The sequence below is a fragment of the Candidatus Kaiserbacteria bacterium genome (assembly GCA_017134395.1).
Taxonomy (GTDB): Bacteria; Patescibacteriota; Minisyncoccia; order Phycocordibacterales; family UBA2100; genus UBA2100.
The window spans coordinates 20,655-34,157 of the sequence record CP070993.1; the positions used below are offsets into that span (position 1 = coordinate 20,655).

At 42.8% G+C, this 13,503-nt stretch carries 12 protein-coding genes; 7 read left to right on the forward strand and 5 right to left on the reverse strand.

Annotation, left to right across the window (positions count from 1 at the left end; genetic code table 11):
- Positions 1-93: 93 nt before the first annotated feature.
- Positions 94-762 carry a hypothetical protein gene (locus JXR01_00125; protein QSH39409.1) on the reverse strand — a complete coding sequence of 223 codons (669 nt, stop codon included), beginning with the start codon at positions 760-762 and terminating at the stop codon, positions 94-96.
- A 58-nt stretch (positions 763-820) separates the two neighbouring features.
- Entirely contained in the window at positions 821-2,047 is a 1,227-nt protein-coding gene (locus tag JXR01_00130; protein ID QSH39410.1) for a glycosyltransferase, read from the reverse strand.
- 73 nt (positions 2,048-2,120) lie between these two features.
- On the opposite strand from JXR01_00130, the gene pheS reads away from it, so the two are divergent.
- From pheS to JXR01_00145, 3 genes are all read left to right on the forward strand, one after another.
- The gene (gene pheS, locus JXR01_00135) at positions 2,121-2,852 is read left to right on the forward strand and encodes a phenylalanine--tRNA ligase subunit alpha (GenBank protein ID QSH39411.1); all 732 of its coding nucleotides are present in this window, start codon (positions 2,121-2,123) and stop codon (positions 2,850-2,852) included.
- A 1-nt stretch (position 2,853) separates the two neighbouring features.
- Complete coding sequence (locus JXR01_00140) at positions 2,854-4,770, forward strand: phenylalanine--tRNA ligase subunit beta (GenBank protein QSH39412.1); 1,917 nt, start codon at positions 2,854-2,856, stop codon at positions 4,768-4,770.
- Positions 4,771-4,874: 104 nt separating this feature from the next.
- Positions 4,875-6,938 (forward strand): type IIA DNA topoisomerase subunit B, encoded by a 2,064-nt coding sequence (locus JXR01_00145; protein QSH39413.1) that lies wholly within the window; start codon positions 4,875-4,877, stop codon positions 6,936-6,938.
- Positions 6,939-7,011: 73 nt separating this feature from the next.
- Here the strand turns inward: JXR01_00145 and JXR01_00150 are convergent, their stop codons facing one another.
- A complete protein-coding gene (locus JXR01_00150; GenBank protein QSH39414.1) occupies positions 7,012-8,076 on the reverse strand; it encodes a hypothetical protein in 1,065 nt (354 codons plus the stop codon).
- 149 nt (positions 8,077-8,225) lie between these two features.
- Here JXR01_00150 and JXR01_00155 point away from each other — a divergent pair, with 149 nt between their 5' ends.
- On the forward strand, positions 8,226-8,921 hold the full coding sequence (locus JXR01_00155) for a sortase (GenBank protein QSH39415.1): 696 nt from the start codon (positions 8,226-8,228) through the stop codon (positions 8,919-8,921).
- A gap of 99 nt (positions 8,922-9,020) precedes the next feature.
- Here the strand turns inward: JXR01_00155 and JXR01_00160 are convergent, their stop codons facing one another.
- On the reverse strand, positions 9,021-10,112 hold the full coding sequence (locus JXR01_00160; protein ID QSH39416.1) for a hypothetical protein: 1,092 nt from the start codon (positions 10,110-10,112) through the stop codon (positions 9,021-9,023).
- A gap of 148 nt (positions 10,113-10,260) precedes the next feature.
- On the reverse strand, positions 10,261-10,665 hold the full coding sequence (locus tag JXR01_00165; protein ID QSH39417.1) for a hypothetical protein: 405 nt from the start codon (positions 10,663-10,665) through the stop codon (positions 10,261-10,263).
- Positions 10,666-10,900: 235 nt separating this feature from the next.
- Here JXR01_00165 and JXR01_00170 point away from each other — a divergent pair, with 235 nt between their 5' ends.
- The 3 genes from JXR01_00170 (at position 10,901) to JXR01_00180 (ending at position 13,173) form a co-directional block, all read left to right on the forward strand.
- Positions 10,901-11,362 (forward strand): hypothetical protein, encoded by a 462-nt coding sequence (locus JXR01_00170; GenBank protein ID QSH39418.1) that lies wholly within the window; start codon positions 10,901-10,903, stop codon positions 11,360-11,362.
- 368 nt (positions 11,363-11,730) lie between these two features.
- Positions 11,731-12,009 (forward strand): hypothetical protein, encoded by a 279-nt coding sequence (locus JXR01_00175; protein QSH39419.1) that lies wholly within the window; start codon positions 11,731-11,733, stop codon positions 12,007-12,009.
- A 189-nt stretch (positions 12,010-12,198) separates the two neighbouring features.
- Positions 12,199-13,173, forward strand: coding sequence for a hypothetical protein (locus tag JXR01_00180; GenBank protein QSH39420.1), 975 nt, complete (start codon positions 12,199-12,201; stop codon positions 13,171-13,173).
- Positions 13,174-13,503 lie beyond the last annotated feature (330 nt).

Consider the following 13,503-nt stretch of genomic DNA (forward strand, 5'->3'; position numbering starts at 1 on the left):
AAAAGACCCTAATCTTTCAGATTAGGGTCTTTTGTTTATAGCACGGAGAGAGGACTCGAAAAGAGCTTCCCACAAACAAGCTATATACTTCTTTTACTGTACTTCTGGTGTCGAGGTAGCAGTTTTTACGAGCGCCGGAAGTATTGCTTGTATATCTTCGACACTTTGAAATCCTGTGTAAAGAGAGTCATTGATTACCAGGGCAGGCAGGTCGCTTGATACGTTTTGTAAAGAGACGAGTGTCTCAACTGCAGAAAGGTCTAGATTGTAGTCGAAAGAATAGATGCGTAGTTGCGGGTACTCTTTTGAGAGTTCCGTTAACACGTATCCTTGCCGCTTACAATCTGTACACGTGCCCTTCTCATTTGAATAAAAGTAGAGTAAGAAAATAGGTTCAAGCGCACATTTCTCTGACACTTTTTGCATGAGAAGTAAATCTTTGATCTCTAGGAGTGAGTAGTGACGTTTTAATCGCAACACTTCTTCATTGTCTGCGCCGAGCTGTGCTTCTGCAAATGAAAGCTTGCGAGCGAGGGTATCGAGCTCGCGAGAAAGAACCGAGTCTTCAGATATATTTTTACACGATTGCTCTTGGAGAAGGTCAAATTGTGTTTCAAGCGAAAGAATGTCAATAGAGATACCTTCTTCAATAGAACGAATTTCAGCTATTCGTTTTGTATTAAAAAAATTGTTCGCAATAATAGCTGTCGCAAAGATAAATGCGGTTATTAGAAACGCGAGTAAGTATTTTGTCCAAGGCATTGCTCTCATGATGTTGTATGGCGGCAATATAGCACCACTATGGGAAAATCACCAGCTTTTAACGCCATCGCACGCCTGTGTTGGCAATTGCCTTGTAGAGTGCAGCTGTGAGCCACAGTGGCGTTATGAAGCCATACAGAACCAAATAGATAGGCATATCGAGCGATATGTACGAATCACGGGCTAGACGCTTACCTAGACCCATAAGTACAAGTGTTAGCACCACCAGTGCGATAGTTATTGTCAGTATTGAGCTAGTATTTATGAAGAACATATCAAACTGTATCGTTGGGGCAGTGAGGCCAACAGTTTGGAAGCGGACAAATTCTCGTGCAAATAATACAAGAACGTTCCAAATGAGCGCTGAAAAAAGGAAAACTGCGCCGAAAAGAGAGAACAGACTCATTGGTAAGACCAACATACCAAGCGTTCCGTATTTTGGATTCAAGAATAGCTTTTGATAATCAACAGCATTTCGAAGGAATCCATATGTCCATCGCAATCGTTGCTTAAAGAGTTCTGGAAGCGTTTTAGGTGTTTTGGTGTATACGATAGCGTTTGGTTCATTCGTTACTTTCTTGTGTAATCGTTGCAATCGTAAGCACATTTCTAAATCTTCGGTACTGTGGCCATGTTGCCATGGCCCTACTTCATTTATAACGCTTCGACGGAAGAATGAAAAAGGTCCGGGTGTTATGAAGAGGGAATCCATACGCGCAAAGACATTACGCACAAAGATAGCAAGACCGTACTCTGCTTTTTGGAGTGTTTGTATAAGACCCCGTGCCTCATATACTTTAATACTTGGGGTTACTGCTGCAACTTCAGAATCTTCAAAGTGACGTATTATTTGTATGAGTGCATCAGGTTCAACAAATGAGTCGGCATCAAGGCAGCCAAGAACATCCGCTTGGGTGTGCGCAAGTGCAGCATTCATTGCCGTGTGTTTCCCACCGTTTTCTTTATTTAAAATCTGTATTTGTTCGTGATCTCTAAATGCCTCAAGAACTTCTCTAGTTCCATCGGTTGATCCATCATTTACTGCAATGATTTGAAGTTTTTGAGATGGGTACGACAGAGCAAGGAGTGAGCGAAGTGTTCCGGCGACGGTAGTTTCTTCATTAAAACAAGGAACGATAACCGCGACTGTCGGAAGTGAGTCTTCGTCAACGAGGGTGTTGTGTTCTTTTGACTCAGAACGTTCAAAGAACGTTATAAGCAAAAACACCTCAAAATAGAGAGATAGAAATAGTACGATGTACATCACTATTTGTGTTATGTCCATAGCCGCGATTCTATCACGAAACTGATGAAAACACAGCTTGAAATGGGGACTTTTTCCTATACACTAACCTAATATGACAGCCAAGGAGAAGGAGCACTACATACACCCGCTCACGAGTGCTATTCGTGAAATTGTTTCTATTTTCTCAGAGCTTGATTTCGAAGTTGCATCAGGTCCTGAACTTGAAACAGAACACTACAACTTTGACGCTCTTAACGTTGCTAAAGATCATCCAGCACGCGATATGCAAGACACATTCTGGGTTGATGATAATCACGTTCTTCGCACCCACGATACTTCAGTGACTGCACGAAAGCTCGAGGAAAATAATGGAGAAATGCGTTTTGTATCGTGTGGGAAAGCATACCGTAACGAAGCAACAGACATGACTCACGAAGCGCAATTTTATCAGGTAGACGCTTTTGCTGTTGGTAAAGATATAACACTGGCTCATTTAAAAGGAACACTCGAGACATTCTTTGGTAAATTTTTAGGCGGTTCTGTTGAGGTGCGTTTTCGTCCTGGTTTTTTCCCTTTTGTAGAACCTGGTGTTGAAGTTGATATGCGATTAACGGGAGATACGGTACCAGCGCGACTAAAGGGTAAGTGGATAGAGATACTTGGTGCTGGCATGTTGCACCCGAATGTGTTGAAAGCTGGTGGTATTGACCCTGAAGAATACCAAGGATGGGCGTTTGGCGGTGGTATCGAGAGACTGTGTATGTTGAAGTGGGGAATTGATGATGTGCGGTTATTCCATTCGGGAGATTTACGTTTTATCCAGCAATTTAAGTCAAGCAAATAGTATGAAAGTAAGCTACGAATGGTTAGAAACTTTTTTTGATGCTGGAACACTTCCTCGTGTTGCCGAGCTTGAACAACTACTTACATTTCATGCATTTGAAATAGAGAATGTTGAAGAAGTTGCTGGCACATCAGTTATAGATGTAGATGTTCTTCCAAACCGTGCTGCTGACTCACTTTCACACAGAGGTGTAGCACGAGAAATTTCGGCACTTTTGAATATCTCAATGCAGCATGATCCACTGAAAGAAGAAGTAAATCTAACTCCAGAAACCGATTCCATCGCGATAGAACTCGACACCGATGCATCGTGTACATATTACAATGCGGCGCGCATTACTGGTGTAGCTGTTGGGGAATCCCCACAGTGGTTACAAAAAAGACTTGAAGCAATTGGGCAGAAATCTATAAACAATGTTGTTGATGCAACTAACTACGTGCTGTTTAACATAGGGCAACCGACACATGTATTTGATGCCACTAAATTTAGCGGTACAACTCCGAGTATTGGTACGCGCCACGCTGAAAGAGGGGAGAAAATAAGCCTTTTGGGTGGAACGGAAGTAGAGTTGGACGAAACTATGACGGTAATTATTGATAGAGCTTCTGATACGCCACTTGCTGTTGCTGGCGTTAAAGGTGGAGTACATGCCGAGGTAGTGAATGAGACTACTGACATAATTATAGAGTCAGCAACATTTGACCCAGTACAAACCCGTAAAACTTCTCAGGCACTAAAAATACGAACTGATGCATCAGCACGATTTGAAAACAACGTTGCTGATGAGCTTGCAGCCTATGGTGTGAAAGCAGTTACGACACTGATTTTAGAATTAGCAGGGGGTCAAATACAAGGGTATGCGAGCGCCGGAGCTACAAAACCAACAAATAAAGAAGTTGGCGTGACAGCGAGTCGGGCATCAAAACTTCTTGGTGCGGATATTACCGATGAAATAATGGAGGACATATTTAAACGGCTAGCATTTTCCTACACTAAAGATGGTGACGTATTTAACGTGACTGCTCCATTTGAGAGACGCGATATACACATACCCGAAGATATCATTGAAGAGATTGGACGAGTGTATGGGTACAATAAAATCGAAAGCCAGCAACTTCCTCCAGCGCAGAAAACTCCTAGAATCAATAAGAAATTTGCATACGCAGAGCTTATCAGAAAAACGCTTATAGAAAGCGGGGTTACAGAAACATTTTTGTATTCTTTGCGAGATACGGGTGAAGTTAAGCTTGTTAATTCACTTGCGAGTGATAAAGACCATCTGCGGAGCAATCTGAAAGATGGCCTACGTGAACTTCTTGATACGAGTGAAAAAAATATGCCATTACTTGGTTTGTATGAAACAGTGTCTTTGTTTGAGATAGGGAACGTGTTTACTAATGGTGCGGAAGAAATGCACGTGTGCGTGGCGGTTCGAGTCACTGGAAAAAAGAAGAAAGACGAACGAACACTCAGCGCACTTGTAGCTATCAAGGAGCGCCTTGAGGAAGTCTTAGGTACAACGCTTCCAGAACCTGTTGATGAAACACTCGAGTGGAATCTCGATACAGTACTTGAAACCGCTCCTGAACTCGACGCGTATCCAAATGTGCCAACGGTAGCTGATGCTGTTTCTTACAAACCATTTAGCCAGTATCCATTTATGCTTCGCGATATCGCAGTATGGGTACCTGAATCTACAACAGAAGAAAGTGTACGAGAAGTAATTGAAACTCATGCAAGTGATTTATTGCAAAGGTGCGACATGTTTGATGTCTTTACAAAAGACGGACGGACATCGTACGCGTTTCATCTCGTATTTCAATCAATGGACGAAACGCTCACTGACGAGAAAGTAGGAGTCATTATGAGTGGTATTGAAGATGAAATGAGTGCTCAAAATGGGTGGGAAATTCGCTAAATAGAACACACGATAGATGTGTGTAAAAGCGCGCATTTACAGGTTTTTTTTGGTATACTGTATGCACGTTTGAGAGTACTTAAGTACTCTCATTTATAAGATATATGGCAGTTAAAAAAGCAGCAGAAAAGAAAGCCCCAGCGAAGAAAGGTAGCTACGGAGCAGATGACATTACAGTTTTAGAAGGGCTTGAAGCTGTTCGACGACGTCCTGGTATGTACATCGGTACCACTGGTATTGATGGGCTTCACCACCTTATTTGGGAAATTTTCGACAACTCACGTGATGAAGCGATGGGTGGGTTTGCTGATGATGTTGAGGTAGCGCTACTACCAGGTAATCGTATTCGTGTTGTCGACAACGGACGTGGTATTCCTGTGGACATACATAAGAAGACAAAAGTTTCAGCTCTTGAAACTATTATGACTACACTTCACGCTGGAGGAAAATTTGGTGGTGAAGGGTACAAATTCTCTGGTGGTTTGCACGGGGTTGGTGTTTCTGTTGTGAACGCACTTTCAACACATGTTCGTGCGGAAGTTCACCGCGAAGGCGCTTCACACGTACAGGAGTACAAAAATGGTGGTAAACCAGTTGGCAAAATAAAGAAGATTGGCCCTTCAAAATTAAAGGGAACCATTATTACGTTCGATGCAGACCCATCTATATTTCCTGAAATTAGATACGACTGGAAAACTATCGTTGAGCATTTGCGACAACAAGCATATTTGGTTCGTGGCATGCGCCTGACTATTATCGATGCTCGTGAGTACGAAGGAGCACTAGATGATACAAAGACATTTTATCTCCGCGACCACATGCTCGATGTTCCATCGATGACGTTCTACTTTGAGGGAGGACTTACGAGTTTGGTGGCGTTTCAAAATCGTCATCAAAAAGAATTACACAAAAAGATTTTCTATATCGAACGAGAGCAAGACGATGTGCATGTTGAGGTCGCGCTGCAATACGTAGATGATATTTCTGCTCGGGTGTCTGCTTTTGCAAACAATATATACAATCCAGAAGGAGGAACACACATTACCGGTTTTAAAACAGCTCTCACACGATCTCTTAACAGTTACGTAAAGAAGGCTAACCTCAAGGGTGTTGACGAAGGATTTACTGGAGACGATGTGCTTGAGGGGCTTACTGCTGTTGTGTCTGTGAAAATGGAGGAGATTCAGTTCGAAGGACAAACAAAAGCAAAATTAGGAAGTGTTGAAGCTCGTGGAGCTGTAGAGTCTGTATTCTCGGCAGCTTTTGTTGATTTCTTAGAAGAGAATCCAAATGAGGCAAAAGCAATAATTATGAAGGCAGTTCTTGCCATGAAAGCACGAAAAGCCGCTAAAGCCGCTAAAGATTCTGTATTACGAAAGGGAGCTCTTGAAGGAATGACACTGCCCGGAAAACTTTCTGACTGCCAGACAAAGTCAGCAGAGGAGGCAGAAATTTTCATTGTTGAGGGAGATTCGGCTGGTGGTTCGAGTAAGCAAGGGCGCGATCGTCGTACACAAGCTATTCTTCCGCTAAGAGGAAAAATCTTGAACGTTGAACGAGCACGGCTTGATAAGATGCTCGCAAATAATGAAATTAAGTCACTTGTTATCGCACTTGGAGCTGCTATCGGCGATACGTTTGATGTTACAAAATTGCGATACCATAAGATTATTATTGCTACTGACGCCGATGTCGATGGTGCACACATTCGAACATTGCTCTTAACGTTATTCTATCGGTACTTTAAGCCTGTTGTAGAAGGAGGATACCTTTATATTGCACAGCCACCATTGTATAAAATCAAAAAAGGAAAGCAGGTAGATTATGCATACACAGAAGAAGAAAAGAAGGAATTTGCCGGAGACGCCGCGGTAGAGGAAGACATTGAGCTTGATGTTGATGCCGCTGAGCCCGAGGTAGATGAGGTAGAAGAAACAAAAAAACGAACAGCCAAAGTTTCTGTGCAACGATACAAAGGACTTGGAGAAATGAACCCAGAAGAATTATGGGAAACAACTATGGATCCAGAACGTCGCTTATTAAAGCAGGTAACTATCGAGGATGGACAGGAAGCTGACCGAGTATTTGATACTTTGATGGGAACTGATGTTGCATCGCGAAAAGCGTTTATTCAGGCTCATGCACGAGAGGCGACACTCGATTTGTAAATATACTATCGAATATATCAATTAAAAAATACACCAGCTCGCTGGTGTATTTTTTTGAGTGCCTCGTTCTTAGTTAGTAACCAAGAACAGTTATTGTTTGTCGCGCTGCGTTGTTGTATTCGTTCGATTCGTAAATGTAGTTTGACTCATCAACTTGCACGCTAAACGTATGAGTTCCTGGAATGAGCTGGTCGAAGGTCATAAAGATTTCAACTGATTCGTTTGGCATAAGCGTTCGTTGTGCATCTGAATTGAATGGGTATCCGCCACGAGTTGGTAACATTGCAGAGAAATACCAGTTTCCACTTTGTTTTGTTCCGCGGTTTGTTACCCGGAACATAGCACCACCAGTACTATATGTGCGTAGAATTCCTTTAGCTTCAAATGAACCATAGGCGTTAATGTCACCAATTGCGACCATCTGTACTTCTAAGTCAACACTCCCGTAAGGGTTTGATGCCTGAGGCACGTACGTGTATGTGTACGGCGTATTGTACTGTGTTGGAACAACTGACGTTGCCTCACGTGGTCCACTTGTAGAAGTATCTGTTTCTGCGGTGGTTGTGGTCACATCATCTGCTTGGGTGGTTTCAGTCTCGACAGACGTATCTTCATCACTTTCGTTTTCCACATCTATCACTACAGGCGAAGTATTTACTACCTGTAGTGATTTCGTATCACGCACACTTTCTCCTGTAGAGTTGGTGTAGGTAACTGCAATTGCTACATCAGTGAGCTCATTTGCAGAAACAGGAATTACTTTAAGAGTGGTATCAGTTGTTGGGAGAGAGTAGGGTGCGTTACATGGCACAGGACGATCGGCAATCTGGAAATAGAATCCTTCTTTACATGCGTATGAGAAAGAAAGAACACCTGTTTCGTCCCCAGTGTGTGCAAAGGTAAGGTCTACTGAGTCACCGGAGTTAGCAACATCTTTGCTTAGTTCAACAACAATATCCTTATCTCCAAGATCGATGTTAGCAGCAGTACTAGAAGTTACTCCTGTGTCGGAAAAGAGGCGAGGGACGAAGGTTATAACCTGAATCGCGCTCCACACACCAATTGCAAGAAGGATAATAAATCCGAGTATCGCGAATATATTTTTTGCAGTTGTTACGTTGTTGTCTTTTGCATTCATAGACTATATTTTTATTACGCGCTGATAATACCACACTTACTCACTTAGTCAATATGTGTTTTCGATACGTATAGTGTGTTTCCAAGATACCATAGGCTAATGCTTGACAAAAGCACTATTATGAAGTATAGTCTTAATCGACAAAAGCTATGGAATACAAGCCTGATTACAATTCACAGACAATAGCCGCGACACTTTTCAAACCCAAAATACTTTGGGCTCTTGCTATTGCGTGGCTCGCATTGGTTATAATTGGTTCTATTATTACGGTGAGTGCAGCAAATACTGGGCTCAATGATAGAGAGGTTGAGGCGCTGCTTTCTGAAAACGAGCGCCTCGCTCTTGCAACAAATGTTGCCTACAATGAGACAAACAGGGCACAAGCATTAGAAAATAATGCTATTACAGTATTTCCTGATCGCCTCGTAGTTCCTAGTTTGGGTATTGACTTACCTATTTCTAACCCACAAACAAGGGATATTCAAGCGCTCGACGAAGAACTTAAGACAGCAGCGGTGCGTTATCCTGACTCAGCAAAGCTAGGAGAGCAAGGAGGTAATGTGCTTCTTTTTGGACACTCAAGTCGTTTGCCGATTGTGCGAAACCAACTCTTTAAGGCGTTTAATGATATTGAAAAACTAAGTGAAGGAAACATTATTCAGGCACATTCTGGTACTGACGTCTACAGTTATCGTGTAAGTCGTGTGTATCAGGCAAATGCAACAGACGATAAGATTGCACTTGACGTTGAAGGGCACCGTCTTACGCTACTTACCTGTGATTCCTTTGGAGCAAAGAGCGACCGGTGGGTAGTTGAAGCGGAGTTTCTCGGAAAAAACATCTAGTTATTTTCACTTAAAAACTTTTGGAATATGAAAATCGCCACGCAACCTAGGTTGCGTGGCGATGTTTTGTATGGGAGAAGAATCATTTAGAGAATGATATTATTCATCTCTTTTGGAGTCGCTGGTTGTCACCGCAGCTCCTGATGTGAAATCTCCCGCAGTTTTGTCGCCACGAACAATGACCATTCGTGCAGCTGCAGTTCGTCCATCAGCCATGAGGTCTTCAATGATTCGATGAACATCGACATCTGGATATTTTTCTTGCAGTTTCTTTACCAGTTTCACTCGGTCGCGTACTGTCCTCCCGCGAATGTCAGCTTCTTTTGCTTCAGCACGTGCTGCAGCAACGTCATTCGGCTCATTGATATCAACAACATCAACGCCGCCGCGCGGGATAAAAATCCCGGACTGTCTCAACCGTTCGCGGATAGACTTGCCTTTTTGTCCTCCTGAGAAACAAAATGGAACCGTCTTAACACTCCCATCCTCGTTGGTTTCATCTGATGAAAGTTGAATTTCATCAACTTCACCACTGAGAACATCTGCGAGGAGTAAGTTCATAGAACTCATCTCGAAAATTTCTTTACCAGAGTGGAGATTTATAAACGTAAAGATAGTTGCTTCATGCAACTCGTTCATTGCTCTTTCAGGTGCACTTACATTGCGGGTGCTTTCAATCGTACGGATAAAAGGCAAAGGCCATCGAACGAACCATCGCCGTACTCTGAATTTTACGGTAAAACGTACCCCGTCCCGTGTCTCAACCTCCTCGACTGTTTGCAGGTTAGTTTGACGTTCGCCAAAGGCGACTTGGAAGAAAAGACTACCAAACGGTTGGGGCCAGTAGAATTGCCACCCTGACGGACCGATATGGGTTTCGTCGAAACTTCCGAAGAGCGTCGGAACTGCATTTCGGTACGATGCTACAACCCCATCTCCATTAAAGCTCCAGATAAGACCAAGCAAGAAACCTGCTACCCCGGCGAATATCACAAGGTCGGTATTTGCTGTAAGCAAAAATACTGGTATTGAGAGTATTCCGCCAACAGAAAGACCTGTAGGAAGACCAAAGCGAAAAAAACTCTCGATCTGTGCCCTTCTATTTTTTGTTGGGTCGAGAAGAGCCTCCAAGCCGTAATTCATTTGGGGCATGTCGGTGACTTCTAAAGCCGCCATGTGTTCATCAGTCATGTTCTTTCTCCCATTTTCAAAGAACTATGTCGTCACAAGACGACATTTGATAAAATAATACAATAAAATATAGGTAAGTCAAATACTTAGCTTTTCCACAGATTTTATTGACAATATTTCTTTTTGCTATTAAATACTCCAGCTACGTTCAATTTTGAACATAGCCTAGTCCATCCTTAAGGGGGAAAAGAATGAAGGATATTATTGCCGCTGCAGATAGTCTTAGTCTTGTGGCTGCAATCGTCGTTGGGTCGGCGTTTGTAGTTGGCTGCCGGATTGCAGCTGAAACACAGGAAGCAGTGTCCCAGATTCGTGCTTTGCGTTCTGATTGACTTCGGAGGAGGTATACGAATTGAGTCCTGAGATTTTCAACGGCTATTCCCGATTTATCGGGTATGCTTTCGTTTGGGTAATCGCTGGAGCATTCGTGTTCTGGTGGTACAAAGAGCCTGCGGAATAACAGCAGGTAAATGTGGCTAGAAAAGGGGGTAACTGTAAGGTTCACCCCCTTTTTTCTATGCAAAAATAAACGCCACCACAGGAGTACTTCCATTATTTCTAAGAGCAAAACTCTAAGAAAAATTGGTCGCTCAGTCAATTGAAGCGTTTAAGAGGCTCAACAAGGCCATCTTTTATACAGCACACTATTGAAAAAGAGTCGCTAAACCCTTGACAAGCAGAGTTATATATGCCACTATATACGCATAAGGGATTCTTCTCGGAGGATTCCAAAGCTCTTTGGTTCATTGAAGCGCACCTTCGTAAGGTGCAAAAAAGGAGAATGCATCATGTTGAAAAACAGCTTGTTTTGGGTTGTTGGTCTGGCAGTGTTTGGTTTTGCTGTGTTTGGTCTTGACGCGGCGTTCAATCTCGGTCTCTTTTCGGAAAAGGATTCACCGCAGGAAGTTGCAGACAATGGCGACACCTTGGACGAAAAGATTGCTGCAGCTGTCGCTGCAGCGATGCGCGAGCAAGGACAGGGTGCTAACACACCTCGCGACGTTTCTGTCAATTCTGTTGACAGGAACGCACGGCCTGGCAAGGTGATCTACGTTTCTTCGCCTGCTGCTCCTGGGGTCAAACTCAACGAACGGACAGCGGTGTTTGCTGAATGTCTTCAAGAGAAAGGCGTGCCTTACTCAATTGTTGACAAGGGCACTCACAACGATGTTCGCGTTGTTGATGACGAACTCAGCGCAGGGCAATCTGTTATTGTTGCATCGTGTGCTGCCGGTCTTCCTCGGAGATGAAAGGCTTCGAACTTCTTTTTGATCAAACACAGAGAACCACATGGTTCTCTGTGCGAGATCTTTTTTTATGTTCTCACCTAACTGGTCATAAGTAATAAACTAAATGAGTTATTACCAGTCAGGTTCGAATAACGAGCCGTTGGCATTCAAGAAGGAGTTGCCATATGAGAAAGATGTTCTTTGTGATAGGGACGATTTTTCTTGTCGCCTCATTCAGCTCCGGTGTTACAGCGGGAGAAGATGAGGGATGTGCAAGTAACCCTGGGTTGTGTGAAACGAATAGCACAATGGTCCCGCGTGGGCGGATTCCATTCAGTGGGCCTACGATATGCGTTCGCGTGATTGCTCTTCCTGGGGAGCAGACGAATATGTACATTTCGACGACAAGAGATTCAGAACCCTTTCACGACTACTCGAAAGTAGCTGATTCAAATGGAGTTGCCGAGTTTCTCATCGGACGAGAGTTTATCGAAAATGCATATAAGTACGGACACATCATTCGTGCTTGCAGCAAAGATGGACGCGATGGGGAGTTCTTTGAGCCGGATGATTTGCGAGAGCATATCGAAAGCGAGAACCCTAAGGATTGCAAATCAGTACCTCTATGTATTTTGAAAGGAGGTATTGGGTGTCCCGAAGGTCGGTGATGATACTAGAATTAGTTTGTAGGCGGGAGAAGATATTCTCGCCTACAACACTTTCTTTTTTTATAATAAACCTTGACACAACATTATATATATTGTATATTACTATTAATTAATAATTTATTAAACATGAAATTCACGCAACAAAAAAAGACTCATAATAAGATTACTCTACTATCTTTCGCAGTAGTAATGATTCTCGCTACACAAGTGCTTGCTTTCCCATCTACAGCAGCAGCTGTTGTTTCGGAAGCTTGTTGCGGTGGATACACCGACTACAGTTTCGAAGACACTTACTACCCGTCATATACTGATTACAGTTTTGAGGATACCTATTATCCCTCATACACCGACTATAGTTTTGACGACACCTACTATCCTTCATACACCGACTACAGTTTCGAAGACACTTACTACCCGTCATATACTGATTACAGTTTTGAGGATACCTATTACCCTGCATACAGCAACGACTACCAATATGAAATTAACGACTACCAATACGCAATCAATGATTATCAGTATGATTACCCTGGAGTAATCTACGATGATTGGGATACTGATTGGAATCTAGATTTGTCGTTTGATTATTATGAATATGATAATTACGACTATTATGAGCCACGTTACTACCCAACATATACTCCATCGTATTCACAGCCGTCTTCGTACTACAACAACGTTGTAAGCAACGTTACAAACACGAACACAAACATAAACAATAATACAAACATCAATAACGTTTCAAGTGGATATCCTGTATATATTCCACCAGCACAACCACAGCCGATTGTACGCTATTCGTACCCGCAAACTATTGTTACAGCAGCACAACCACAACCTCGTGTTACGGTCGCAGCAGCACGAACAGGATACGTACACATCAACCAAGTGCCATATACTGGAACAAATGATCTTATGTATATCGCAGCACTCATTGTTGCCGCATTTGGTGTAGGAGCAGTACTTTTCTTCCACAAATCAGGCGTCTTTAGTTCTATTGAACTGCCAGCGTTTGCAGCACGTGGTACTGGTGAATCTATTTTGTACGCTGATGACAGCGCAGAAGATGATCCAGAGAATTCGCCAGCTGGCGAAGAGGACACTACGCTTTCACTCGAAAATGGAGAAAACGGTCCAAAGCTCTCATTCGTAAATCGAAAATAAGTACACTCTGTACTTAAATAAAGAGTCATAAAACACAAAAACCCGCAGATGAATGCGGGTTTTTGTGTTTTAGATTGTTTTCTTTGTAAAACTTTTTAGCTACCCAATATATGGACATCGGATGTCCATATATTGGGTAGCTTGTATGTTGCGATTGCATGCTAAATCAAGATATATATTGACAAAGAGGGTACAAAAGGAGCATTATGAAAGTATATGAACAACATACACATAGCACCTCATATAACTGTACTTTTTGTGATAATCGCACTTGTATTATTTGTACTGCCGACTTTTGCGTCTGCGCATCATCCAGGACATTCATCGTCA

Excerpts from the sequence above, each read along its gene's own strand:
- JXR01_00130 (QSH39410.1), bottom strand. The coding sequence starts at position 2,047 with ATGGACATAACACAAATAGTGATGTACATCGTACTATTTCTATCTCTC.
- JXR01_00165 (QSH39417.1), bottom strand. The coding sequence starts at position 10,665 with ATGGAAGTACTCCTGTGGTGGCGTTTATTTTTGCATAGAAAAAAGGGG.
- JXR01_00145 (QSH39413.1), top strand. The coding sequence starts at position 4,875 with ATGGCAGTTAAAAAAGCAGCAGAAAAGAAAGCCCCAGCGAAGAAAGGT.
- JXR01_00160 (QSH39416.1), bottom strand. The coding sequence starts at position 10,112 with ATGACTGATGAACACATGGCGGCTTTAGAAGTCACCGACATGCCCCAA.
- JXR01_00125 (QSH39409.1), bottom strand. The coding sequence starts at position 762 with ATGCCTTGGACAAAATACTTACTCGCGTTTCTAATAACCGCATTTATC.
- JXR01_00150 (QSH39414.1), bottom strand. The coding sequence starts at position 8,076 with ATGAATGCAAAAGACAACAACGTAACAACTGCAAAAAATATATTCGCG.
- pheS (QSH39411.1), top strand. The coding sequence starts at position 2,121 with ATGACAGCCAAGGAGAAGGAGCACTACATACACCCGCTCACGAGTGCT.
- JXR01_00140 (QSH39412.1), top strand. The coding sequence starts at position 2,854 with ATGAAAGTAAGCTACGAATGGTTAGAAACTTTTTTTGATGCTGGAACA.
- JXR01_00155 (QSH39415.1), top strand. The coding sequence starts at position 8,226 with ATGGAATACAAGCCTGATTACAATTCACAGACAATAGCCGCGACACTT.
- JXR01_00180 (QSH39420.1), top strand. The coding sequence starts at position 12,199 with ATGATTCTCGCTACACAAGTGCTTGCTTTCCCATCTACAGCAGCAGCT.
- JXR01_00170 (QSH39418.1), top strand. The coding sequence starts at position 10,901 with ATGTTGAAAAACAGCTTGTTTTGGGTTGTTGGTCTGGCAGTGTTTGGT.
- JXR01_00175 (QSH39419.1), top strand. The coding sequence starts at position 11,731 with ATGTACATTTCGACGACAAGAGATTCAGAACCCTTTCACGACTACTCG.